This window comes from Nocardioides panzhihuensis (assembly GCF_013408335.1).
Classification (GTDB): domain Bacteria; phylum Actinomycetota; class Actinomycetes; order Propionibacteriales; family Nocardioidaceae; genus Nocardioides; species Nocardioides panzhihuensis.
Window position 1 is genome coordinate 5959720 of the sequence record NZ_JACBZR010000001.1, and the last position, 23630, is coordinate 5983349.

23 protein-coding genes are annotated in these 23630 nt (G+C 68.0%); 14 read left to right on the forward strand and 9 right to left on the reverse strand.

Annotated elements, in window-relative coordinates; genetic code table 11:
- Positions 1-37: 37 nt before the first annotated feature.
- Positions 38-505: a hotdog fold domain-containing protein gene (locus BJ988_RS28235; RefSeq protein WP_179661118.1), complete on the forward strand. Its 468-nt coding sequence runs from the start codon at positions 38-40 to the stop codon at positions 503-505.
- 60 nt (positions 506-565) lie between these two features.
- Here BJ988_RS28235 and BJ988_RS28240 read toward each other — a convergent pair whose 3' ends face one another.
- From BJ988_RS28240 to BJ988_RS28255, 4 genes are all read right to left on the reverse strand, one after another.
- Positions 566-1453: an amino acid ABC transporter permease gene (locus BJ988_RS28240; protein WP_179661119.1), complete on the reverse strand. Its 888-nt coding sequence runs from the start codon at positions 1451-1453 to the stop codon at positions 566-568.
- The gene (locus tag BJ988_RS28245; RefSeq protein WP_179661120.1) at positions 1450-2139 is read right to left on the reverse strand and encodes an amino acid ABC transporter permease; all 690 of its coding nucleotides are present in this window, start codon (positions 2137-2139) and stop codon (positions 1450-1452) included. Before BJ988_RS28245 ends, BJ988_RS28240 begins: the two co-directional genes overlap by 4 nt.
- Positions 2140-2233: 94 nt before the next feature.
- Positions 2234-3052, reverse strand: a complete 819-nt coding sequence (locus BJ988_RS28250; protein WP_179661121.1) for a glutamate ABC transporter substrate-binding protein — start codon at positions 3050-3052, stop codon at positions 2234-2236.
- A 78-nt stretch (positions 3053-3130) separates the two neighbouring features.
- A complete protein-coding gene (locus BJ988_RS28255; protein ID WP_425490898.1) occupies positions 3131-3907 on the reverse strand; it encodes an amino acid ABC transporter ATP-binding protein in 777 nt (258 codons plus the stop codon).
- Between the two features lie 123 nt (positions 3908-4030).
- Between BJ988_RS28255 and miaB the strand changes: the two genes are divergently transcribed.
- Positions 4031-5533: a tRNA (N6-isopentenyl adenosine(37)-C2)-methylthiotransferase MiaB gene (gene miaB, locus BJ988_RS28260; RefSeq protein WP_179661122.1), complete on the forward strand. Its 1503-nt coding sequence runs from the start codon at positions 4031-4033 to the stop codon at positions 5531-5533.
- A 107-nt stretch (positions 5534-5640) separates the two neighbouring features.
- Positions 5641-6573, forward strand: a complete 933-nt coding sequence (locus BJ988_RS28265; RefSeq protein WP_179661123.1) for a zinc metalloprotease — start codon at positions 5641-5643, stop codon at positions 6571-6573.
- Between the two features lie 89 nt (positions 6574-6662).
- Here the strand turns inward: BJ988_RS28265 and BJ988_RS28270 are convergent, their stop codons facing one another.
- Together BJ988_RS28270 and BJ988_RS28275 are read right to left on the reverse strand one after the other, a co-directional pair.
- Positions 6663-7265 (reverse strand): hypothetical protein, encoded by a 603-nt coding sequence (locus tag BJ988_RS28270; RefSeq protein WP_179661124.1) that lies wholly within the window; start codon positions 7263-7265, stop codon positions 6663-6665.
- Between the two features lie 257 nt (positions 7266-7522).
- The gene (locus BJ988_RS28275; RefSeq protein ID WP_179661125.1) at positions 7523-7732 is read right to left on the reverse strand and encodes an antitoxin; all 210 of its coding nucleotides are present in this window, start codon (positions 7730-7732) and stop codon (positions 7523-7525) included.
- Positions 7733-7884: 152 nt separating this feature from the next.
- Here BJ988_RS28275 and miaA point away from each other — a divergent pair, with 152 nt between their 5' ends.
- The 9 genes from miaA to BJ988_RS28320 all read left to right on the forward strand — a co-directional run bounded on the left by miaA (position 7885) and on the right by BJ988_RS28320 (position 18429).
- On the forward strand, positions 7885-8784 hold the full coding sequence (gene miaA / locus BJ988_RS28280) for a tRNA (adenosine(37)-N6)-dimethylallyltransferase MiaA (RefSeq protein WP_343051818.1): 900 nt from the start codon (positions 7885-7887) through the stop codon (positions 8782-8784).
- Entirely contained in the window at positions 8781-9710 is a 930-nt protein-coding gene (locus tag BJ988_RS28285; protein ID WP_179661126.1) for a helix-turn-helix domain-containing protein, read from the forward strand. The genes miaA and BJ988_RS28285 overlap by 4 nt, the downstream gene beginning before the upstream one ends.
- Positions 9711-9762: 52 nt before the next feature.
- Complete coding sequence (locus tag BJ988_RS28290; protein WP_179661127.1) at positions 9763-10392, forward strand: MSMEG_1061 family FMN-dependent PPOX-type flavoprotein; 630 nt, start codon at positions 9763-9765, stop codon at positions 10390-10392.
- Positions 10392-11243 carry a diaminopimelate epimerase gene (dapF, locus tag BJ988_RS28295; RefSeq protein ID WP_179661128.1) on the forward strand — a complete coding sequence of 284 codons (852 nt, stop codon included), beginning with the start codon at positions 10392-10394 and terminating at the stop codon, positions 11241-11243. Before BJ988_RS28290 ends, dapF begins: the two co-directional genes overlap by 1 nt.
- A gap of 199 nt (positions 11244-11442) precedes the next feature.
- Complete coding sequence (locus BJ988_RS28300; RefSeq protein WP_179661129.1) at positions 11443-12219, forward strand: SDR family NAD(P)-dependent oxidoreductase; 777 nt, start codon at positions 11443-11445, stop codon at positions 12217-12219.
- Positions 12220-12342: 123 nt separating this feature from the next.
- The gene (locus BJ988_RS28305) at positions 12343-13974 is read left to right on the forward strand and encodes a VWA domain-containing protein (protein WP_179661130.1); all 1632 of its coding nucleotides are present in this window, start codon (positions 12343-12345) and stop codon (positions 13972-13974) included.
- A gap of 98 nt (positions 13975-14072) precedes the next feature.
- On the forward strand, positions 14073-15572 hold the full coding sequence (hflX, locus tag BJ988_RS28310; RefSeq protein WP_179661131.1) for a GTPase HflX: 1500 nt from the start codon (positions 14073-14075) through the stop codon (positions 15570-15572).
- Positions 15573-15671: 99 nt separating this feature from the next.
- On the forward strand, positions 15672-16424 hold the full coding sequence (locus tag BJ988_RS28315; protein WP_179661132.1) for an SGNH/GDSL hydrolase family protein: 753 nt from the start codon (positions 15672-15674) through the stop codon (positions 16422-16424).
- A 10-nt stretch (positions 16425-16434) separates the two neighbouring features.
- Positions 16435-18429 carry a helicase C-terminal domain-containing protein gene (locus BJ988_RS28320; RefSeq protein ID WP_179661133.1) on the forward strand — a complete coding sequence of 665 codons (1995 nt, stop codon included), beginning with the start codon at positions 16435-16437 and terminating at the stop codon, positions 18427-18429.
- 81 nt (positions 18430-18510) lie between these two features.
- Here the strand turns inward: BJ988_RS28320 and BJ988_RS28325 are convergent, their stop codons facing one another.
- A complete protein-coding gene (locus BJ988_RS28325; RefSeq protein ID WP_179661134.1) occupies positions 18511-20067 on the reverse strand; it encodes an MXAN_6640 family putative metalloprotease in 1557 nt (518 codons plus the stop codon).
- 179 nt (positions 20068-20246) lie between these two features.
- Positions 20247-21014 carry a transcriptional repressor LexA gene (lexA, locus tag BJ988_RS28330; protein ID WP_218861166.1) on the reverse strand — a complete coding sequence of 256 codons (768 nt, stop codon included), beginning with the start codon at positions 21012-21014 and terminating at the stop codon, positions 20247-20249.
- Positions 21015-21194: 180 nt separating this feature from the next.
- Between lexA and BJ988_RS28335 the strand changes: the two genes are divergently transcribed.
- Positions 21195-21587, forward strand: coding sequence for a LysM peptidoglycan-binding domain-containing protein (locus tag BJ988_RS28335; protein ID WP_179661135.1), 393 nt, complete (start codon positions 21195-21197; stop codon positions 21585-21587).
- Positions 21588-21787: 200 nt separating this feature from the next.
- Here BJ988_RS28335 and BJ988_RS28340 read toward each other — a convergent pair whose 3' ends face one another.
- Positions 21788-22660 carry a hypothetical protein gene (locus BJ988_RS28340; RefSeq protein WP_179661136.1) on the reverse strand — a complete coding sequence of 291 codons (873 nt, stop codon included), beginning with the start codon at positions 22658-22660 and terminating at the stop codon, positions 21788-21790.
- Positions 22661-23058: 398 nt separating this feature from the next.
- Here BJ988_RS28340 and nrdR point away from each other — a divergent pair, with 398 nt between their 5' ends.
- Complete coding sequence (nrdR, locus tag BJ988_RS28345) at positions 23059-23559, forward strand: transcriptional regulator NrdR (RefSeq protein ID WP_179661137.1); 501 nt, start codon at positions 23059-23061, stop codon at positions 23557-23559.
- The last annotated feature ends 71 nt before the right edge of the window (positions 23560-23630 follow it).

Sequence of the window (23630 nt, forward strand, 5' to 3'; positions counted from 1 at the left end):
AGAGGGGAGGAGGTTACCCTCGGGTAACCTGACTGCCATGAGCCAGCTCTACGACCTCTGGAAGTCCTTCAACCGAGTTCCGGTTGTCGGCAAGCGAGCATTCTCGGTCGCATTCGCGAAGAAGGCGCCGTACTTCGGGTCCATCCACCCGCTGGTCAACCAGCTGCGGCCCAACTACGCCGAGGTCATCGTGCCCAACCGCAAGGGCAACCACAACCACATCGGGACCGTGCACGCCATCGCGCTGTGCAACGGTCTCGAGATGGCCATGGGTGCCCTTGCGGAGGTCACCATCCCTCGCGACAAGCGCTGGATCCCCAAGGGGATGACCGTCTCCTACACGGCCAAGGCCTCCAGCGACATCACCTGCATCGCGGAGACCGACCAAGAGCAGTGGGACACCGCCGACGGTGACCTCGCGGTGCGCGTCAAGGGCATCCGCGAGGACGGCACAGTCGTCATCGAGGGCACCATCGACCTCTGGGTGACCCTGAAGAAGAAGTAAGAGCAGGTACGCAACGGCCCGCAGCCCCGAAGGGCGGCGGGCCGTTGTTGCGCTCCGACGTCAGGCGGTTCCACCCGGCATGCCGGCGGCCGTGGCGGTCTGAACCGCCGGATCCTGCGTCGTGCCCACCGGTCCTGCGGTATGGGCCACCCGCCGCGTACGTGCCTCGACGAAGTTCGCCACCAGACCCAGGATGGTGTTCATGACGATGTAGAGGAGCGCCACCACGATCGCGGCCGGGATCAGGTTGTTGAAGTTCCCGTCGATCTTGTTGATCTGGTTGAGCAGCTCGTCATAAGCCAGGATGTAGCCGAGCGCGGTGTCCTTGAGCAGCACGACCAGCTGGGCGATGATCGCGGGCAGCATCGAGCGCACCGCCTGCGGGAGCAGGATCGAGCGCATGACCTGCCCCTGGGAGAGCCCGATCGCGAAGCCGGCCTCGCTCTGCCCCTTCGGGAGGGCGTGTACGCCGGCGCGGATGATCTCGGCGAGCACGGAGCCGTTGTAGAGCGTCAGGCCGATGACAACGGCCCAGAAGACGTCCGACTGCAGACCGAACATGCCGCTCTGAGAGAAGTAGATGAACATCATCAGCAGCAGCATCGGGATCGAGCGGAAGAACTCCACGACCACGGCACTGGGAATGCTGACGATCTTGTGGGTCGACATCCTGCCGACGGCGAAGACGAACCCGAAGGCCAGAGCGAGCACCGAGCCGACCGCGAAGGCGCTGAGCGTGCCGAGGATCCCGGGAATCAGGAAGTTCTCCCACACAGGCGCCTCGAGGAACGGCTTCCACTTCTCGGCGTCCCACTGGCCGGTCTCGTCGAACTTGGAGTAGACGATCCACGCCACCCAGACGACGACCGCGAGGGCGACCGCCGAGTAGACCCAGTTGAGCGCCTTGGCGCGCGGACCGGGGGCGTCATAGAGAACAGAGGCGCTCATCGGGCCACCGCGAATCGCTTGGACGCCCAGCCCGCGAAGAAGCCGATGGGCAGGGTGAGGATCATGAAGCCGACCGCGAAGATGATGAAGATCAGCAGGATCTGGTCGGAGTTCTTCTCCATGAGCGTCTTCATCTGACCGGAGGCCTCGTTGACCATGGATGCGGTGGTGACGCCGATGGTGACCGCGACGGTGGTGTTCTTCGTCATCGCGATGATGACGCTGGCCAGCGGGTTGATCACCGACCGCAGAGCCTGGGGAAGCACCACCAGGCGGAGGTTCTGGGTGAAGGTCAGCCCGATCGCGCGCGCCGCCTCGGCCTGCCCGAGCGGCACCGTGTTGATGCCCGAACGGAGCACCTCGCACACGAAGGTCGAGGTGTAGACGCTGAGAGCGAGCACGGCCAGCCAGAACGCGTTTCGCCAGATCAGATCCTCGTCGAAGCTCAGCCCGAGCTGGTAGCTCAGCCCGAACAGCGCGAAGAACATCACCAGCGTCAGCGGGGTGTTGCGGAACGTGTAGACGACTGCGGCTCCCACCCACCGCAGCACCGGCACGGGCGAGACCCGGAAGATCGCGAGCACAACGCCGAGCAGCAGGGAGAAGATCCCGCTGAAGAAGGCGAGTCTCAGGGTCAGCCCGAACGAGGTCAGGATGATTGACCCGCTCTCGGAGATGAGGTCCATTGGTCCTTCCAAGAACTTTCTTGAAGACGTACGTGTGGTCGAGCTCGCCGAGCCGCCCTCGAGGGACGGTCTCGGCAAGCTCGACCAGAGAAGCTCAGTAGCGGTCGACGGTCGGCGGCTCCGGCAGCTTGTAGCCGGACTCACCCAGGTTGTCGTTGAACGCCTTCTCCCAAGCGCCGTCCTCGAAGGACTGCTCGATCAGGTCGTTGATCTTGTCGCGGTCCTCGCTGCCCTTGGGCAGGCCCACGCCGTAGTTCTCCTCGGAGAACGGCGCGCCGACGATCTTGAACTTGCCCGGGTCCTGCTGGGCGTAGCCCGCCAGGATGATGTCATCGGTGGTCATCGCGTCGAGCTGGCCGCCCTCGATCGCGGTGACGCACTTGCTGTAGGTGTCGAACTCCTGCAGCTGGACGCCCTTGGCGTAGTTCTCCTTGATGTTCTCCGCCGGCGTGGAGCCGGTGACGGAGCAGAGCTTCTTGCCGTCGAGGTCCTTGGGGCCCGTGATGTCGGTGTTGTCGGCGGCGACCAGGATGTCCTGCCCAGCGACGTAGTAAGGCCCGGCGAAGTCGACATCGGCCTTGCGCTCGTCGGTGATCGAGTAGGTCGCCAGGATCATGTCGACGCTGCCGTCCTTGAGGAAGGTCTCGCGGTTGGCGGAGACGGCCTCGACGAACTGGATCTGGTCACCCTCGTAGCCGAGGCCCTCGGCGATGTAGGTCGCCATGTCGACGTCGAAGCCGGAGTACGAGCCGTCGGCCTCCTTGAAGCCGAGCCCCGGCTGGTCGAACTTGATGCCGATCTTGATCTTGTCGCCGCCGGCGTCGGAGCCGGAGTCGTCGCCGCCACCACAGGCGGCGAGCGAGCCGGCGAGCGCGAGGGCGCCTACGGCCGCGGCGATCTTCTTGAACTTCATCGTTTCCACCTTCTGGAATCTCAATGGTTTGGTGCGGTGCTGGGTTCGCGAGCCGAACGGCTCACCCGAGACGTACGTTCAGTGCTTGAGGATCTTGCCGAGGAAGTCCTTGGCGCGATCGGACTGCGGGTTGTCGAAGAACTCGCTCGGCGTGTTCGACTCGACGATCTGCCCGTCGGCCATGAAGACCACCCGGTCGGCAGCCTTGCGCGCGAAGCCCATCTCGTGGGTCACCACGATCATGGTCATGCCGTCCTTGGCGAGACTGACCATGACGTCCAGGACCTCCTGGACCATCTCCGGGTCGAGCGCGGAGGTGGGCTCGTCGAAGAGCATCACCTGGGGCCTCATCGCCAGCGCCCGTGCGATCGCGACGCGCTGCTGCTGGCCGCCGGAGAGCTGCGCGGGATACTTCGCGGCCTGGACACCCACGCCGACGCGGTCGAGCAGCTTCTTCGCCTCGGCCTCTGCCTCGGCCTTCTTGAGCTTGCGCACCTTCATCGGGCCCAGCGTGACGTTCTGCAGGATCGTCTTGTGGGCAAAGAGGTTGAAGCTCTGGAAGACCATCCCGACCTCGGCGCGCAGCTTGGCCAGGCCCTTGCCCTCCGCGGGCAGCTCCTTGCCGTCGAGCGTGATCGTCCCGGAGTCGATCGTCTCCAGCCGGTTGATCGCGCGGCAGAGGGTCGACTTCCCCGAGCCCGACGGCCCGATCACCACGACGACCTCGCCACGCTTGATCTCCAGGTTGATGTCCTGAAGAACGTGCAGGTCGCCGTAGTGCTTGTCGACGTGGTCGAGCACCACCAAGGCGTCTCCCGAAGGTGCGCTGGTGGGTTCTGTGTCAAGCACGGTCATGCCGCAGACCTAACCACATCCTGCATTGCACATCCATGAATTGGTCCCCGGTATCGGTTACAAGCAGATAACTGGTCGGGATTTCCTGCCGTTGGACCACATCGCCGTACTCTTGAAGACGCTATGACCGTGTCCACCGCCTCGAGCTCCGCATCGGCCCGTACGTACGAAGTCCGCACCTACGGCTGCCAGATGAACGTCCACGACTCCGAGCGCCTCTCCGGGCTGCTGGAGGATGCCGGCTATCTGAAGGTGACCGCGGGCGAGCAGGCCGACGTGGTCGTCTTCAACACCTGCGCGGTCCGCGAGAACGCAGACAACAAGCTCTACGGAAACCTCTCCCACCTGGCTCCGATCAAGCAGGCCAACCCGGATCTCCAGATCGCGGTCGGCGGCTGCCTCGCCCAGAAGGACCGGGCCACGATCACCGAGAAGGCGCCGTACGTCGACGTGGTGTTCGGGACGCACAACATCGGCTCGCTGCCGGTGCTGCTAGAGCGGGCCCGGGTCCAGGAAGAGGCGCAGGTCGAGATCCTGGAGTCGCTCGAGGTCTTCCCGTCCACGCTGCCGACCAAGCGCGAGTCCGCCTATGCCGCCTGGGTGTCGATCAGCGTGGGCTGCAACAACACCTGCACCTTCTGCATCGTCCCCGCATTGAGGGGCAAGGAGAAGGACCGGCGACCGGGCGAGATCCTCGCCGAGATCGAGGCGCTGGTCGCCGAGGGAGTCACCGAGGTGACCCTGCTGGGACAGAACGTCAACGCCTATGGCGTCGAGTTCGGCGACCGGCAGGCCTTCTCGAAGCTGCTGCGGGCGTGCGGCGAGATCGAGGGGCTGGAGCGGGTCCGGTTCACCAGCCCGCACCCGGCCGAGTTCACCGACGACGTCATCGAGGTGATGGCCGAGACGCCGAACGTGATGCCGTCGCTGCACATGCCGCTGCAGTCCGGCTCCGACCGGGTGCTGAAGGCGATGCGGCGCTCCTACCGGTCCACCAAGTTCCTCGGCATCATCGAGCGCGTCCGGGCAGCGATCCCGGACGCGGCGATCACCACCGACATCATCGTCGGCTTCCCGGGGGAGACCGAGGAGGACTTCCAGGGCACCCTCGACGTGGTGCGCGAGTCGCGGTTCTCCTCTGCCTTCACGTTCCAATACTCCAAGCGCCCCGGCACCCCGGCCGCCGATCTCCCCGACCAGATCTCTCCCGCGGTGGTCAAGGACCGCTACCAGCGCCTCGTCGACCTCGTCAACGAGATCGCGCACGAGGAGAACAAGAAGAACGTCGGACGTACGCTCGAGCTGATGGTCGCCGAGGGGGAGGGCCGCAAGGACGCCGAGACCCACCGGCTCTCCGGTCGCGCTCCCGACAACCGGCTCGTGCACTTCAACGCCACCGGGGCCGAGGGTGTACGTCCCGGCGACGTGGTGAAGGTCGAGATCACCTACGCGGCCCCGCACCACCTGGTCGCCGACAACCCCGTGCTCGAGGTGCGCCGCACTCGCTCCGGCGACGCCTGGGAAGCGCGCCAGGGCCGGCCCGAGGCCGAGACCGCGTCGGTCGGGCTGGGCATGCCAGCTGTCGGCGTTCCCGCTCCGTTGCCGGCCGCTCCGGCCTGCAGCTGATCGTCCGGAATCCGGTTACCCCAACAGCAAATTATCCGTAGCGCCGTTCCCGGCGAGGGTATTTCTGCTCTAGCCTGAGGCAACTTGTCTCAGGAAGGGATTACCCCATGTCGATTCCCAAGCTGGTCAACAGAGCAGTGGCGATGGGCGCGCTCGGAGTGCTCGTCGCGTCAGGCCTGGCAGCAGCAGCGCCCGCGGGCGCGATGCAGGCGGCCGGAGCAGGCGGTGAGTGCTTCGACCCGCACGAGGCCGGTGCGGCCCGTGTCGCCGAAGGGGCCAAGCAGGTCCGCGACACGAACCACCTGACCGCGAAGCAGGCCGCGGCCAAGGAGAAGGCGCTCTCCGGGGCGCTGGCCGCGAAGGGGAAGAAGGGCGGCAACGCCAACCTCGGGCCGACGACCATCCCGACCTACATCCACGTGATCCAGGAGGACGCCACCACCGGTGCCGTCCCGCAGGCCAACATCGACGCTCAGATCGACGTGCTCAACGCGGCGTACGCCGGCACGCCGTTCTCCTTCGAGGTCGCCGGCCAGGAGGCCACGATCAACCCGGCCTGGTATCCGATCATCTCCGGCTCGACCGGTGAGCGGGAGATGAAGTCGACACTGCGCCAGGGCGGCGCCAACGCCCTCAACGTCTACATCGGCGAGATCGACGACGGCCTGCTCGGCTGGGCGACCTTCCCGACCAAGAACATCGGGACGCAGGACGGCGTGGTGATCCTCGGTGAGTCGCTCCCGGGCGGCTCGGCGGCGCCGTACGACGAGGGCGACACCGCCACCCACGAGGTCGGCCACTGGCTGCACCTCTACCACACCTTCCAGGGTGGCTGTCGCGGCAAGGGCGACCAGGTGGCCGACACCCCGGCCGAGGCGGCGCCCGCCTTCGGCTGCCCGGAGGGATCCGACACCTGCACGGCTCCGGGCCTCGACCCGATCCACAACTTCATGGACTACACCGAGGACGCGTGCATGGACGAGTTCACGCCGGGTCAGGTGCAGCGCATGATCGACGGGTGGGTGGCGTACCGCGCCTGATCTCTGCTTGATCAGCTGGCTGTGAAACGCGTCGAGCGCCGGGTCCCGTGTGGACCCGGCGCTCGATCTGTGCGATCAGCAGAGCTGAATCAGTACTGCGACTCGCCCTGCTCGCCGCCGAAGCCGCCTTCGTTCGAGCCCTCGTTCGAGCCCTCGTTCGAGCCGTACGACGAACCCTCGGACTGCTCCTGGCCGCCCTCGTTCTGGCCGCCCTCGTTCTGGCCGCCCTCGTTCTGGCCGCCCTCGGAGCCGAAGGGGGCGCCGTAGGAGGAGCCCTCGTTGGACTCCTGGCCGGCGAAGCCGCTCTGGCTCGAGTCCCCCGACTGCTCGCTGCCCTCGCTCTGGCCGCCTTCAGAGCCGCCGAAGCTGCCCTCGCTCTGGCCACCCTCGGCCTGGCCGCCCTCGTTCTGGCCGCCCTCGGAGCCGCCGAAGCTGCCCTCGCTCTGGCCGCCCTCGGAGCCGTAGGACGAGCTCTCGGACTGCTCGCCGCCGAAGCCGCCCTCGCTCTGGCCGCCCTCGGCCTGGCCGCCCTCGCTCTGGCCACCCTCGGAGCCGCCGAAGCTGCCCTCGTTGGAGGACTGCTGGCCGTAGGAGGAACCCTCGTTGGACTCCTGGCCGCCGAAGCCGCCCTCCTGGTTGCCCTCCTGGCCGTAGTTCTGCTGCTCGTCGCTGTTGCCGTAGTTCTCAGACATATTGGTCCACACTTCCGAGTAGTTGTGATTGGACCGGAATCGGAGCATGCGTCGCAGGCTCCGCCCCCCGGCTGCCCCTCGGTAGGGGCATGAGAATGAGACGTCTCGACCGTTCCATGTAATGGCACCGTTGGCAACATGTCCGTAACAGTGTTTCGGAAAACCCACGCAAAATGTCTGGTTGCTGTAGAACGTCGAAACGCGAGGCGGGGAGCAACCCGGTCTGGGTCACTCCCCGCCTCGCGTTGCCGAAAGGCTCAGTTGGCGCTGTTGTTGCCGCCGTCCAGCTTCTCTGCCTCGTTCTTCGCAGTCTCGACGCCCTGGTCGATGTGGTCGGTGAACTTGCCGCCGGTCTTCTCGTCGGCGAGCTCGCCGGCCTTGTCCAGGCCCTCGTTCACCTTGTCGGCGCCGCCGATCTTGTCCATGCCCTGCTGGGCGAGATCTTTCGCCTTGTCCAAGAAGCTCATACTTCCCCCTCTGGATCGGTGGCTCCCCGTTTGAGCCAACTTGCGGCCAGACTAGTCACATGGAGTACGGCAGCAACAGGGGGACACGCGACCCGGATAGGTCGTTCGGGCTATCCGAATTGGGATCTTCTACCCTGCCGGGTATTCCCATCGTGGCTGTCGTCGGTGCCACCGCAGCGGGGAAGACCACGCTCTCCCTGGACCTCGCCGAGACGCTCGGTGGCGAGATCATCAACACCGACGCGATGCAGGTCTACCGCGGGATGGACGTCGGTACGGCGAAGCTTCCGATCGCCGAGCGAAGAGGGATCCCGCACCACCTGCTCGACCTCCTCGACATCGCTGAGCCGGCCTCCGTCGCAGACTTCCAGAGGCTGGCTCGCGATCAGATCGCGACGCTCCGGGAGGCTGGGAGGACGCCGGTTCTGGTTGGCGGCAGCGCTCTCTACACGCGCGCGATCCTGGACCGGTTCGACTTCCCCGGGACCTCGAACGAGATCCGGGAACGCCTGGAGAGGGAGCTCGAGACCGCAGGTGAGAAGGCACTTCACGACCGTCTGCGTGCCCTGGACCCGGTCGCGGCCGAGCGGATCGAGATCGACAACGGGCGCCGCGTCGTACGCGCGCTGGAGGTCATCGAGCTGACCGGCGAGCCGTTCAGTGCGCGTCTGCCCGAGCAGGTCTACCACGACCCCGCCTCCATCCAGATCGGCGTCGACATCTCCCGAGAAGCGCTGGACGTACGCATCCGGCAACGCGTCACGGAGATGTTCGAGGCCGGGTTCGTCGACGAGGTGGCTCGGCTCCTGGACGCGGGGCTGGGACGCTCGCGGACCGCGGCCAAGGCGATCGGCTATCAGGAGGTCGCCGCGTACCTCTCCGGAGAGATGAAGCTGGCGGACGCCAAGGAGCGGACCGCCATCAAGACCCGGCAGTTCGCTCGGCGACAGGATGCCTGGTTCCGCAAGGATCCGCGGGTCGTGTGGGTCTCATATGATGACCCGGCGCGGCTCGAGAAGGCCGTGGCGGCGATCCGGGTGGTGGGACTGTGACCAACGACGAACGCGACCGTCTGCGGGAGTTGCTCGACGTCGTGCTCGACGGTGCCGACGACGGCGAGCCGCGCACGCTGGCGCAGATGGCGGGGGACGCCTACACCTCGCCCTACCACTTCAACCGGCTGCTCTCCCGGGGTGCGGGCGAGCCACCGGTGGCGATGCGGCGGCGGGTGATGCTGGAGCGGGCCGCGTGGCAGCTGAAGCACGGCCGTACGGTGACCGATGCCGCCTGGGCCGCGGGGTACGAGTCGGTGGAGGGGTTCTCACGGGCGTACGCGAAGGCCTTCGGTCACCCGCCGAGCACGGGCGCGGCGAGCCATTGGCTGCCGGCGCCGAACGGCATCCACTTCCACCCGCCGGAGTCGCTGTGGGTCGACTCCCAGGAACGGGTGCTGTCGCCGCTGACCGAGCAGCTGGTGATGCACGACCTCGACGACACCAAGGCGCTGCTCGACCAGGTCGAGGACCTGCCCGAGGAGGTCCTCACCGGGGTCCGGATGCCGGGTCACGAGGTCCTGACGTGGGACGGGCCGGAGGAGTCGATCATCCAGGTCCTGGAGGCCACGGTGTGGTCCAAGGAGTGCTGGGTGGCCTCCATCGAGGGGCTCTCGATGCCGGTCCGTCGCGGGCCCGGCCCGATCGCCACGCTGGCCGAGCGTCACGACGCGGTCGCGGAGCGGTGGCTCACCGTCGTACGCGACATCGAGCGCCGCGGAGGCTGGGAGGATCGGCTCGTTGACGCCCTGTGCGAGCCACCGGAGAGCTTCCAGATGGGGTCGGTGGTCGCCCACATCCTGACGTACGCGGCCCATCGGCGCCTGCTGGCCCGGGCGATGCTCCGGATGGCCGGAGTCGAGGTGGACCACGGCGACCCGATCGAGTGGCTGCGGGTCCGCCGTGGCGAGATGCCGTCGGTCTGAGCCGACGGTGAATTGATTCGGCGCCGGTGCCCATGCCTCGTACCCTTGGGCCGTGACCCCTACCTGGACTGAGATCAGCACCCTCGAGCAGCTCGTCGACCTGGTCGGCACCCCGCACGAGCGGGCCGTCACCAAGGGGCGCCCGGCGCTCCTCGACATCGACCGGGAGTGGCTCGCGGCGACGCCGTTCTGCGTGCTGGCGACCTCGGACGAGTCCGGGAACTGCGACGCCTCGCCCAAGGGGGACCCGGCCGGGTCGCTGGTGCACGTCATCGACGACAAGACCATCGCGATCGCGGAGCGACCGGGCAACAAGCGCGTCGACGGCTACCGCAACGTGCTCGCCAACCCGCACGTCGGACTCAACTTCCTGATCCCTGGCCGTGGTGACACGCTGCGGATCAACGGGCGCGCGCGACTGGTCTCCGACGCGCCGTTCTTCGACGAGTTGGCAGTGAAGGACAAGCGGCCGATCCTCGCCCTGGTCGTCGACATCGACGACATCTTCTTCCACTGCGCGAAGGCCTTCCTGCGCTCCGGCCTGTGGGACCCGGAGACCTGGGACCCCGACCACCTCCCCAAGCGCGCCGTCATCGCCAAGCAGGTCGAGAACGACCCGCGTACGCTGGCGGAGATGGAGGACTACTACCGCACCGACACCTACTCGAAGTTCCTCTACTGATGACCTACACATATGTGAAGGGGCACGGTACGGAGAACGACTTCGTGCTGCTGCCGGACCTCGACGGCTCGGTGCACGGCGCGCTCTCCGACGCGGAGATGGCCGATCGGGTCCGGGCGCTGTGCGACCGGCGGGCCGGCCTCGGCGCCGACGGGATCCTGCGGGTGATCCGGACCGCCGCCTACTCAGGCTCCGATCGGCCGGCGAGCGAGGCCGAGTGGTTCATGGACTACCGCAACGCCGACGGCACCGTTGCGGAGATGTGCGGCAACGGCACCCGGGTCTTCGCGGAATACCTGCGCGCTGCCGGGCTCGCCGGTGACGAAGTCACCTTCGCCACCCGCGCGGGCGACAAGACGCTGCGCGCGTCCGGGGACGTGTGGACCGCCGACCTGGGCTCGCCCAAGCTGCTCGGGTCGACCCAGGTCACCGTCGCCCACCACTTCTGGCCGGCCTGCAACGTCGACATGGGCAACCCGCACGCCGCCGCCGAGGTCGAGTCGCTCGACCCCCACGGTCCCGTCGGCGACCTCTACGACTCCCCGATCTTCGACGAGGCGGTCTACCCGCACGGTGTGAACGTCGAGTTCTTCGTACGCGTCGCCGAGCGCCACGTCGCCATGCGCGTCTTCGAGCGCGGCGCGGGTGAGACCCGCTCCTGCGGCACCGGTGCCTGCGCGGTGATGGTCGCGGCGGCGGAGGCTGACGGTCTCGCCGTCGCGCGCGATGCTGATGTGACGTACCGCGTAGACGTCCCCGGTGGAACCCTTCACGTCACCTGGACGACCGACGACCGTGTCCTCCTCGCCGGACCCGCCGTGCTGGTGGCCGAAGGCACCACCACCCTCTGACCAGCCCCCGCCGAGACGTCACCTAGGTCGGCCGAGGCGTCAGTTAGGTCGGCCGAGACGTCATGCCGTGACGTTTCGCCCGACGTACGTGACGTCTCGCCCGACGTACGTGACGTTTCGCCCGACGTGCGTGACGTCTCGGTGAGATGGTTAACGGGTATTCACCATCGTGAGGGTGGTCACGTCTAGGGTGCTGCCCATGGAGTTGACTGATAGCACAGCGATCGTGACGGGTGCGGCCAGCGGAATCGGGGCGGCGACGGCCCGGGCGCTGGCGGCCAAGGGTGCGACGGTGATCGTCGCGGACATGCAGAAGGACAAGGGCGAGGCCCTGGCGGAGGAGATCAAGGGGCTGTTCGTGCCCGTTGACGTGACCGACACCGACCAGATCACCAACGCCGTGGAGCGGGCTGTGGAGATCGCCCCGCTGAAGGCGGTGGTCAACTCGGCCGGGATCGGATGGGCGCAGCGCACCATCGGGCGGGACGGTCAGATCGGGTCGGCGCACGACCTGGACGCGTACAAGAAGGTCATCGCGATCAACCTGATCGGCACCTTCGACATGTGCCGCCAGGCGGCGACCTACATCAGCCGCAACGAGCCCGACAGCAACGGACAGCGCGGAGCCATCGTCAACCTGGCCAGCGTGGCGGCCTTCGACGGCCAGATCGGGCAGGTGTCGTACTCCTCGTCCAAGGGCGGCGTCGTCGGCCTCACCCTCCCGCTCGCGCGCGACCTCGCCGCGGTCGGGATCCGGGTCAACACCGTCGCCCCCGGCCTGATCGACACCCCGATCTACGGCGAGGGTCCGGAGTCGGAGGCGTTCAAGGCCAAGCTCGGCGAGAGCGTGCTGTTCCCGCACCGTCTCGGTGTGCCCGAGGAGCTGGCGAGCATGGTCGTGGAGTGCCTGACCAACGACTACATGAACGGCGAGACGATCCGCGTCGACGGCGGCATCCGGATGCCACCGAAGTGACCGGACGGCTCTGAGCCCAGATCAGACGCAAGAAGTACCCCGACGGCTGGCGCACCGCTAATGTGTGCGCCAGCCGCGGACAGCGCAAACCGCTCCGCGGACGTCGGAACCAGGGGAGTTCGCATGTCCGATAAGGCGGACACCAGTACGTCGAAGGCGCTCGCGATCATCGAGTCCGAGGAGCCCGCGGAGCAGGCGGGACCGAGCGAGCCTGCCCGAAAGCTGCGGCTCACGCGGGAGACGATCGGTGTGATCGCAGTCGCGGTGGGCGTCCTGGCGACGTGCCTGGTCGCGACCGCGCTGGTCGCCAACGGCGAGCCGGCCACGAGTGGCAGCCGGACCTGCCTGGGCCCGCCGATGACGGTCGCGGTGGCGCCCGAAGCGGCGACCGTCGTGGGCGACGTCCTCGAGGAAGCCGGCTGCGGACAGATCGAGGTGCAGCCGACCAAAGCCGATCAGATCCTCCAGCCGATGGCGGTCGGCGGCGACCTGCCCGACATGTGGATCCCGGACTCCTCGCTCTGGCTCGAGCGGATCAAGCCGGCCGTCGAGCCGGTCACGCTGCGGGCCTCGATGGCCTCCTCGCCGGTGGTGCTCGTCTCCGGTGACGGCCTCACCCGCACCTCCTACGCCGAGGCCTTCATCGAGGAAGACCTGTTGATGGGCGACCCGCAGCGGATGATGAGCGCGCTCGGCACGGTCGTCGCCAGCCAGGGGGACCCGCAGAACGAGACCAAGCTGGAGCCGTACGCAGCGCGGATCGCCTCCGGCGCCGAAGGTGCCGCGCCGACCGACACCGCGCGTCTGGCAGAGCTGCAGACCGTGATGAGCGGAGTGACCGCGACCAGTGAGCAGCAGTGGTCGACGTACGCGCCGCAGCTGAAGGCCAGTGCGCCGAAGGAAGGCACGGTGGTCCTCGACTACCCGGTCCTGATCACCGCAGACTCCTCGCGCCGCAATGTGATCGCCTCCACGATCACCGCCTTCGCCCGCGTGCTCGACAGCGGCGCCGCCGACACCTCGCTGACGCAGGCCGGTTTCCGCACCGCCGGAGCCGGCAAGCCGTCTCCCAACGTCGGCGCGTTCACCCGGGTCGACCCTGCCGCCGTGGCCGAGGCCGCATCGGAGTGGAACGCCAAGCTGCGGCCCACCCGGACGATCGCGGTCGTGGACGTGTCCGGGTCGATGGCCTGGCCGGCTGCTCTCGGCAGCGATACGACCCGCCTCCGCCTCACCCAGACGGCGGTGTCCGAGGCCGTCGAGTTCCTCCCCGGCGGCGCCGCGCTCGGGCTGTGGGCCTTCTCCGAGAAGACCGAGGGCGAGCTCGGCGGCGATCACGCCGTGCTCGTCCCGACCCGCCAGCTGGCCTCGAAGAACCAGCGCGCGCAGCTGAGCGAGGAGATCGCCGGGCTCACCGCGCGCACCGGCGGCGGCACCGCTTTGCACGACAGCGCGCTCGCGGCCTACCAGGCCGCAGTCGCCTCCTACGACCCGCTCGCCTCCAACAGCGTGCTGATCTTCACCGACGGCACCAACGATGATCCAGACTCGGTCGACCTGACAGAGCTCGTCGATCAGCTGAAAGCCGCTTCCGACCCGCTGCGGCCGGTCCAGGTCGTGGGGATCGGGATCACCGCCAACGCCGACATGGGCGCGTTGCGGGCGATCTCCGACGCGACCGGCGGGGCTGCGTACGTCGCTGAGCGGCCGGAGGACGTCGGGACCGTCCTCCGAGAGGCTCTCGAACAGCGCTGAGACGCGCCGACCTGATCCGACCTGATCCGGGCTGTCGGACAAGCCTGTCGGATAAGCATTGTCCCCCGGGTGGTGCGGCGCCGTATCCTTGTTGGTATATGACGAACAACGCACACGAATTTTCACTCGCTGACGAGCTCGAGGCCACCGAGGACTGGGACGCGCTCGATGACGCCCAAGAAATTGGATTCAGCGAGTCGGGCTACGTCGACGAGGATCCCGAGACCACCGACCCGACCCTCGGTGCGATGGAGCTCGCCGAGCGACACGCGCTCAAGCGGGTCGCCAGCCTGCGCACCGAGCTCGAGGACATCACCGAGGTCGAATACCGCCAGCTGCGGCTGGAGCGAGTGGTGCTCGTGGGCGTGTGGGCCGGCGGCACCCAGACGGACGCCGAGAACTCCCTCGCCGAGCTCGCGCTTCTCGCCGAGACGGCGGGCTCTGAGGTGCTGGAGGCGATCTACCAGCGTCGCCAGGCGCCGGACCCCGCGACGTACATCGGACGCGGCAAGGTCGAGGCGCTCAAGGAGATCGCGGCCGCGACCGGCGCCGACACCGTGATCGCCGACGGCGAGCTGGCGCCGAGCCAGCTCAGGAACCTCGAGGACCGCATCGGCGTCAAGGTCGTCGACCGGACCGCGCTGATCCTCGACATCTTCGCCCAGCACGCCAAGTCGCGTGAGGGCCAGGCGCAGGTCGAGCTCGCCCAGCTCAGCTACATGAAGCAGCGGCTTCGTGGTTGGGGTGGCAACCTGTCGCGTCAGGCCGGTGGACGGGTCGCCGGTGGTGCCGGTATCGGTGGCCGTGGTCCCGGTGAGACGAAGATCGAGACCGACCGCCGCCGGATCAACACCAAGATCGCCAAGCTCAACCGTGAGCTGAAGGCGATGAAGGGCACCCGCGACACCAAGCGTGCCGACCGCAAGCGTCACCACATCCCGGCGGTCGCGATCGCCGGTTACACCAACGCGGGCAAGTCGTCGCTGCTCAACCGGCTCACCGGCGCCGGCGTGCTCGTCGAGGACGCCCTCTTCGCGACCCTGGACCCGACCACCCGCAAGACGACCACCGACGACGGCCGCGTCTACACGATGTCCGACACGGTCGGGTTCGTGCGTCATCTGCCCCACCAGCTCGTCGAGGCCTTCCGGTCCACGCTGGAGGAGGTCGCCGACGCCGATCTGGTCGTGCACGTGGTCGACGGCTCCCACCCCGATCCCGAGGGTCAGCTGGCCGCGGTGCGCGAGGTGTTCGCCGAGATCGGTGCCAGCGAGGTGCCTGAGCTGGTCGTGATCAACAAGGCCGACATCGCCGACCCGCTGGTGATCGCCAGGCTGCAGCGGGCCGAGCCCCACTCGGTCGCGGTCTCGGCCAAGACCGGAGAGGGCATCGACGCGGCCATCAGGGCCGTGGAGAGCGACCTGCCGAAACCGGGCGTGGAGTTCACCGCGCTGGTTCCCTACGAGCGGGGTGACCTGGTCAACCGGATCCACCAGCACGGCGAGATCGACCACCTCGAGCACACCGCCGAAGGCACGGTCGTCAAGGGCCGTGCCAACGCCGACCTGGCCGGCGAGCTGGCTGCTTACTCTGCCTGATCCAGAACGCTGATCCGGGGCTGATTTCGGCGTTTCGACATCGGTGATGCCAGGCTCGTCCCTCACACTTGGGACGGTCGGTCGTAGGAGAGGGCACGGATGCGGACAGACGTACGTCGGGCGGCGCGCGCGATGATCGTGAGCGCGCTGGCTGGTGCTGTCCTGGTGGCCACGCTCGCAGGCTGTGCCAGCGAGGACGACGGCGCGCTGCCGGGGCGGGTGCCGGAGCACGAGACGCAGGTGACCCAGGACCTGTGCACGCGGCTGGCCGCCGAGTCGGTGGCCCGTGCCGCGGTGGTGACCGGGGCCGGCGAGCAGGTCGTCGTGATCGGCGACTCCTGGGCCTCGGGCTTCGGGCTGGACGACCCAGGTCAGTCGTGGCCGCGCTATCTCGACGGTGAGGTGCGGGTCTCCGGCTTCGGCGGCACCGGCTACTCCCGTGGGCTGATGGAGCGATGCGGCCCGATCTCCTTCCCCGAGCGCGTCCCCGACGTGCTCGCCCAGGGGGCCGACCTGGTCGTGCTCGAGGGCGGCATCAACGACTCCAAGAGCGAGCTCGACGAGGTCGAGAAGGGCTTCCGCGACACCCTGAACGAGCTGAAGGGCTACGAGGTCATCGTGCTCAGCGCACCGAAGGTGAAGTCGCGCGCCAAGGCCATCAGGGTCGTCAACAAGATGATGCGGCGGGTCACGGCGGAGTACGGGGTGACGTACGTCAACGTCTTCGACCTCGAGCTGCCCATGCTCGAGGACAACACTCATCTGACCGTCGCGGGCCACATGCAGTTCGGGGAGATCGTCGCCCGGCGGATCGCGGAGAGCCGATCGGAGACTGTCCCCGCGCACGGCTAAGGTTGCCCGAGTGACCGCAACCGAAACCGTCTCCCAGTCGCCCGTACGCGAAGCCCTCGCGGATGCGGTCGCGACCCTCGGCGGGGCCACCCGCGATGGTCAGGTGCTGATGGCTGACGCGGTGGCGCAGGCGCTCGCCGACGAGGAGCACCTGCTGGTCGAGGCCGGCACCGGCACCGGTAAGTCGCTGGCGTATCTGGTCCCGTCGCTGCTCCACGACAGCCGGGTCGTCGTGGCCACCGCGACGCTGGCGCTGCAGCATCAGCTCGTCGAGCGCGACCTGCCGCGTCTGGTGAAGGCGATCGGCTCCCGCCCGGGCGTCGACGCCTCCTACGCCGTCCTCAAGGGCCGCTCCAACTACGCCTGCCTCCACCGCGTGCGTGAGGGGGCTCCCGACGACCAGGGCACCCTGGTCGACGTGCCGCTGGGTGCGATGGCGGAGAAGGTCCTCGAGCTCCGCAGCTGGGCCGAGAAGGAGGCGGACAAGGGCGGCAGCGGTGAGCGTGACTCCGCGCCGCGGCACACCGACCGCGAGTGGCGCCAGGTCTCGGTCAACCACCGCGACTGCCTCGGTGCCGCCAAGTGCCCCTTCGGTGAGGAGTGCTTCGCCGAGGTCGCCCGCGAGAAGGCTCAGAAGAGCCACCTGATCGTCACCAATCACTCGCTGCTCGCGATCGACGCGATCGAGGGGGTGCCGATGATCCCGGAGTACGACGCCGTGGTGATCGACGAGGCCCACGAGCTGGTCGCCCGGGTGACCCAGGCGGCGACCGACGAGCTGACCGCGGCCGAGGTTGAGCGGGCCGCCCGCCGCGCTCAGAGGCACATCGACGGATCCGAGGCCGACGACCTGGCCGACGCCTCCGACGCGCTCCGAGCGGCGATCAACGAGACGTCGCCGGGGCGGCTGATCACGCTGCCCGAGGTCGTCTCGGACGCCTTGGTGCTCGTGCGTGACGCTGCTCGCTCCGCGCTCTCCGCGCTCCCCAAGCCGAAGGACTCCGAAGGCTCTGACCCCGGCTTCCAGCAGGCCAAGGGTGGCCTGCAGGAGGTCTTCACCACCGCCGAGCGGATGGCCGCTGCCGCCGAGTCCGACGTCATCTGGATCAACGAGGGTGGCGACAGGATCCCGCCGCGCCTGTGTGTCGCGCCCCTGCAGGTCTGGGCGCAGATGCGCGACAAGCTGCTGCGGGAGAAGACCGTCGTCTTCGCCTCGGCGACCCTCAAGCTCGGCGGCGACTTCGGCCCCGTGGCCGGATCCCTCGGGCTGAAGGCGGAGGAGCGCGCCGAGCTCGGCGCCGGGGCGCAGCGTACGGAGGACGTTCTGCCGTGGATCGGGCTGGATGTCGGCAGTCCGTTCGACTACGGCAGGCAGGGGATCTTGTACGTCGCCCGCCACCTGCCCCCTCCCGGGCGCGACGGCATGGGCGCCAAGACCATGGACGAGATCGTCGACCTGGTCGACGCCGCGGACGGGCGTACGCTCGGGCTCTTCTCCTCACGCCGTGCCGCCGAGGCGGCCGCCGAGGTCGTGCGCCAGAAGCTGCCTCACCTGACCACGCTGGCCCAGGGCGACGCCCAGCTGCCCGAGCTCGCCGCGCAGTTCGTCGCCGACCCGCATACGGTGCTCTTCGGGACGCTGTCGCTGTGGCAGGGCCTCGACGTGCCCGGTGACACCTGCCAGCTCGTGATCATCGACCGGATCCCGTTCCCGCGGCCCGACGACCCGCTGATGTCGGCCCGGCAGCAGGCGGCCGACAAGGCCGGCGGCAACGGGTTCATGCAGGTCGCAGCAACTCATGCGGCGCTGCTGCTGGCGCAGGGGGCCGGTCGGCTGATCCGCACCACCACCGACCGTGGGGTCGTGGCCGTGCTCGACGCCCGCCTGGCGACCGCCCGCTACGGCGGGTTCCTCAAGGCGAGCCTGCCGCCGATGTGGGCCACCACCGACCCCGATGTCGTCCGAAAGGCTCTCAAGCGGCTCTCCGAGCTGGCCTCTGCCTGAGCCAGCGGTATCGGCTCGTCCTGACCAAAACTCACGCCGAGTCGGCTCGTCAGAACGAGCCGGCTCGGCGTGGGATGTGCGTCAGCGGTAGGTCTTCGCCCACCAGCGATGGGTGGCCTTGTCGGGCGAAGCGACACCGCGGCAGGAGAACGCGGTGCCCTGGCCACACTTGAAGTTGCTGCTCGCGTTGGCGAAGGTGACCTCGACCTTGCGGATCCGCTTGGAGGAGAAGCCCTTGATGGTCTTCGTGGCGATGCCGTCGCGGTTGGGCTTGAGGTAGTAGACGCTCCGGGTGCCGTCGGTGCGGAAGACGCTGACCACGGCGGCGTTGGCGTCGCGACGAGCCACGTCGACCTTCACCCGCAGCTTCCAGCCCTTGCCGACCTTCTTGGGCACGAGGCGCTGCGAAGCGTAGGTGAGGTGCTTGAGGGTGAACTTGCCGCCGATGGTCTGCCGCTTGGCGGGCAGCGCGATGCGGCCGTCGTAGACCGGCGCGTAGTAGGCGCGGCCCTCGCTGTAGGTCTTCGAGGGGGCCAGGTTGGCGGCGGCGAAGCGGACGTACTGCTCCTTCAGGGTGGTGCCGCGAGCGGCGAGCGCCCGGCGGATCGCGAGGGTGGAGTAGGTCGACGGGGCCCGGTTCCAGACGTCGAGGACCACTGCCGGCAGGTCGCCCCGCTCCCTGGCGAAGCGCTCGGAGAGATAGCGGAAGAAGATCCAGTTGCCGTAGATGCCGAGGTTGGAGACGTTGGAGTTGTCGAGCGGCTTGCGCTGGTCCTCGAGCTGGCCGTAGGCGAGGTACTGCCGGTTGTCGTTGATGCTGTCGTAGACCTCGTCCTCGACCCAGGTCGCGGTGGACTCCATCATCCAGCGGTCCTCGCCGGCGTCGTAGGCGAACTGAACCGCGTGGAAGTACTCGTGAGCGGCCGTCACGCGAAGGTTCTCGGTGGGCGTGTTCATGGAGCCGTACTCGCTGGTGGCGTAGTCGTTGTCCAGGACGCAGTAGGCGGTCGCGGCGGTCTTGGAGACCTTCGTCTCCGGCGCGCAGTAGCCGTAGTAGCCCTCGTCGTAGAGGTTCTCCAGGTAGATGTCGACCTTGCCCGGGGTGACCGACTTGTCGGCCGCGGGCTTGCGGTAGCCCGCCTTCACGTAGATGTTGTGGACCTTCGTGACCACGTCGCGGACCTGGGTCGCGTACGCCACGGAGGCCCTGTCGCCACCCTTGCCCGGGGTGTAGTGGACGCAGACCGCGTCGCTGCAGGTCTGGCTGGCCGCGCGGGGACGGGCGAGCAGCTCGCGCGCTGCCGTCTGGTTGGAGCCGTCCAGAGCGTCCTTGGCGTTCCACAGGTCGGCCAGCGCGATCGTCGCGTCGGGGCGGCCGGCGACGTGGCGCCCGGGCACGAACTGCCGCGCGCCGCGAACCGACTGGTTGCGCTTGACCTTCTTGGCCGCCGCGAGCGCCTCACGGGCCGCCTTCTCCGTCACCGGCTGCTCGGCGCTGGTGTTCCCGCCGGTCATCACCGACGCGGCCGGGGTCGACCCGGTTGCGGGCATGGTGGCCGCGAACGTGGCTACGACCATGCCTGCGATCAGGACGAGGGAGCGTTGTTTGCGGTTGATCCGGCGGGCAATGTTTCGCATGAGATACCAGACGTTCGGGAAGGCAGACCAGGGCAGTCTAAGCGCAGAGGGCCGACCCTACACCGGTGAAACGCCTAGACGGGCCGCGAGACATGAGGGTGGTGCCGAGCGCTGCAGGAGACGACTCAGCCGCCGGCCCTGTATGGGCCGGCGGCTGGATCTCACGCAGTGTTCAGGTCTCAGAGGCTACGCAGAACAGCCGTCACCTTGCCGAGGATCGTCGCGTGGGTGCCGTCGATCGGCTCGTACGCAGCGTTGTGCGGCAGCAGCCAGACCTTGCCGTCCTTGCGGGAGAGCGTCTTGACGGTCGCCTCGCCATCGATCAGCGCGGCCACGATCTCGCCGTTCTCCGCGGTCGGCTGCTGGCGCACGACCACGAAGTCGCCGTCGCAGATGGCGGCGTCGACCATCGAGTCACCGGAGACCGAGAGCAGGAAGAGATCGCCGTTGCCGACCAGCTGCTTGGGCAGCGGGAAGACGTCCTCGACGCTCTGCTGGCTCGACGTCTCCTCGGCCAGGATCGGGCCACCGGCCGCGATCCGACCGACCAAGGGGACCATGGTGGCGTCGGGGTTGGGGTTGACTGCGGCCTCGGCGGCGACCGTCGTCTCGGGCTCCTCGCCGGACATCGCCTTGCGGTGAGCCATCACCTCGGGGAGGAAGACCTCGAGGGCGCGGGGTCGCTTCGGGTCCTTGCGGATCAGACCACGCTGCTCCAACGCGCGGAGCTGGTGGGCCACGCTGCTGGTGCTGGTCAGCCCGACCGCGGCGCCGATCTCGCGCATGCTGGGCGGATAGCCGCGCTGCTCGATGCTGTCGCGCAGGTGCGCGAGGATGCGCTGCTGACGCGGCGTGAGCCCGGTCGCGTCCGGCGGCCCATCGGGCAGCTCGCGGACGCGGCTCTTCTTCGAACCGCCTGATCCGGTGCCTGTCTTCTGCGTGGTCATGTCATCACATTAGTCCCTCTGGCACCACTACTTCAAACATCTGTTCGATCTCATCTGTGACGCGTGTCGGCGCTCGAAAATTCTTGGGCGCGCCACTTGCGTTGTTCGAACACGTGATCTAACTTCGAACATGTGCTCGATCGAACACGTGATCGAGAGACTTGTGAACTGGAGGCCGTGATGAGTGCAACCGTCTATGTGCTGCCCGTAGCCGAACCGCCCCGCCCTGTGCGTGAGGAGCGCCGCTCGACGGTGCGACTCACCCGGCGAGGACGGGTCGTCGTGTTCGCGTTCGCGTTGGTCGTGCTCTTCGGGATCGCGCTGATCGGGGCGAAGGTGGCGTTCGCGGCGGAGAACGGTGCGGAAAAAAGTGCCAGATTTCTTGGCCCTGACTCCGCCGCCCACACGATGGTCGTCGGTGATGGCGACACGCTCTGGGACATCTCCGCGAAGGCCATCGTCGGCACTGACGCCTCGATTCGGGAGATGGAGCAGACGATCAAGGAGCTCAACGGCCTCGAGTCCTCGATGCTCCTGTCCGGGCAGACCCTGATCGTGCCGACCGCGCCGTAAGGCTCATTGATGTCCGGCTGCTCCTTCGAGACGACTGAGCGAGGTCGAGCGGCGAGCTTGCTCGTCCGCTCGCGCCGAGCGAGGGAGTCAGCCCGCGCAGCGGGCACCCTGGCAGCCGGCAACCGGGGAAAGTGAGAGTGCTGCAGACGATGGGAAGCGTCTGCAGCACTCTCGCTGTTTCGGGGCCTGCTGTTTCGGTGTCAGTGACGCCCGCGATAAGGGCTGTCCGGCTCGGCCGGCGGCCACTGCTTGTTGCGGATGCCGTGTCGCGGCGGCCACTCGTCGTCCGGTTGGTCGGACGGGTCCTGGGGTTGCCGCTGGGCGGGCATCGCCTGGGTTGCCGCGGGATCCTGGGTCAGTCGAGCCCGAGAGCCGGTCTGGCCGTAGCTGATCGGCGCCTGGTAGGCGCCGGACTGATACTGCGGGGCTGCGGCCTGCTGGGTGGGATAGCCGTCGGTGGTGTATCCCTGCGATGCGTACCCCGGGGTGCTCTGTGGTGTCGAGGTCGGCGTCGAGGGGTTGGAGTAGTAGGGCTGCGGGGTCGGCGGAGGACTGGTCGGCGGTTGGTAGGCCGATGCGCCGTAAGCGGCTCGGCTGCCGGTGTTGCCGTAGCCCTGATCGTCCCCGGGGTAGCCGTAGGGCGACTGGGAGCCCGTGTCCGTGTTGTAGGCCGAGCGACTCCCGGTGCCGCCGTACGGCTGCTGCTGACTCCCGGTGTCGGTGCTGTGTCGGTTGTAGGAGCCGGTGTCCTCGTAGCCGTAGGAGCCGGTGCCGTAGTAGTCCTGCTCCGAGTAGGTCTGGCCCGGATAGTCCTGCTCCTCGACGTAGGCGTTGGAGTGGTTTCCGGCGTAGTCGTCGGCGGGCGGTGGGGTGGGGGAGCCGGTGAGGGCCCGCCAGGCCTTCCCGGCGAAGGTGAAGGTCAGGAAGAGGCAGGCGACTGCTGCGACCGCTGCGATGGCGAGCTTCACCCAGGCGCCGGAATCGCCTCCCCGTGCGTCGGCCCCGAAACCGACGGCGACCCACACCAGCACTCCCCAGATGATCAGGGAGACCAGTGTTGCGATCGCAGGCAAGATGAAAGGTGGCCGGGGACCGCTTCTGGGGCGCGTGCCTCTCCGCGACCCGACGCGATTTCCTCCGGAGATGTTTGTCACGGGGGTCATTCTTACGCATGGAGCCCAGTTCGGTGCCCCTGAACCGGAATCTTTCGGTGTTTGGCCCGGCGACACGCCGTGCAGGCGGGAAACCCGCCCCGCGCTTGCATCGGCTGAGGGGCGGGCGTACGGTTACCACTACATCTAGTAGTTACACGGCTGTAGTTATCCACATCTAGTTCACATGAACAGGTGGATGACTCACAGCGATGTGGGTGTTGTTCCACAGGGGTCCACGCTCGTATCCACAGGTTCCACAGGCTCGGGCCGCCGTTGAGACGGCCTGGATCCACAGGCTTCATGAGAGGGGCTCGACCGTGCACTGTCCGTTCTGCCGACACAGCGACACCAAGGTGCTCGACTCCCGTGTGGCCGAGGAGGGTGGCCAGATCCGGCGCCGCCGGGTCTGCCAGGAGTGCGGGAAGCGGTTCACGACCGTCGAGCAGATGCAGCTGATGGTGGCCAAGCGCTCCGGCGCAGCGGAGCCGTTCAGCCGCGACAAGGCGGTGCACGGCGTACGCAAGGCTTGCAAGGGTCGCCCGGTCACCGAGGATCAGCTCGCCTGCCTCGGTCAAGAGGTCGAGCAGGCGCTGCGGAGCCAGGGGTTGGCCGAGGTTCCCAGCCACGAGGTGGGGTTGGCGATCCTCGCGCCGCTGCGCGAGCTCGACGAGGTGGCCTATCTGCGCTTCGCCAGCGTCTACCGGGCCTTCGGGTCGGCGGACGACTTCGAGCGCGAGATCCAGATGCTGCGTACGGAACGGGAAGTCCAAGACTTCGAGGCAGAACATCCGGTCGAGGCTCCGGTGGGCACCGACTAGATCCCACGGCCATTTGAATCGAGATGGCACACAGACCGGCCCGGGCAGGCCGTGGGGAAGCGACCTGTCCG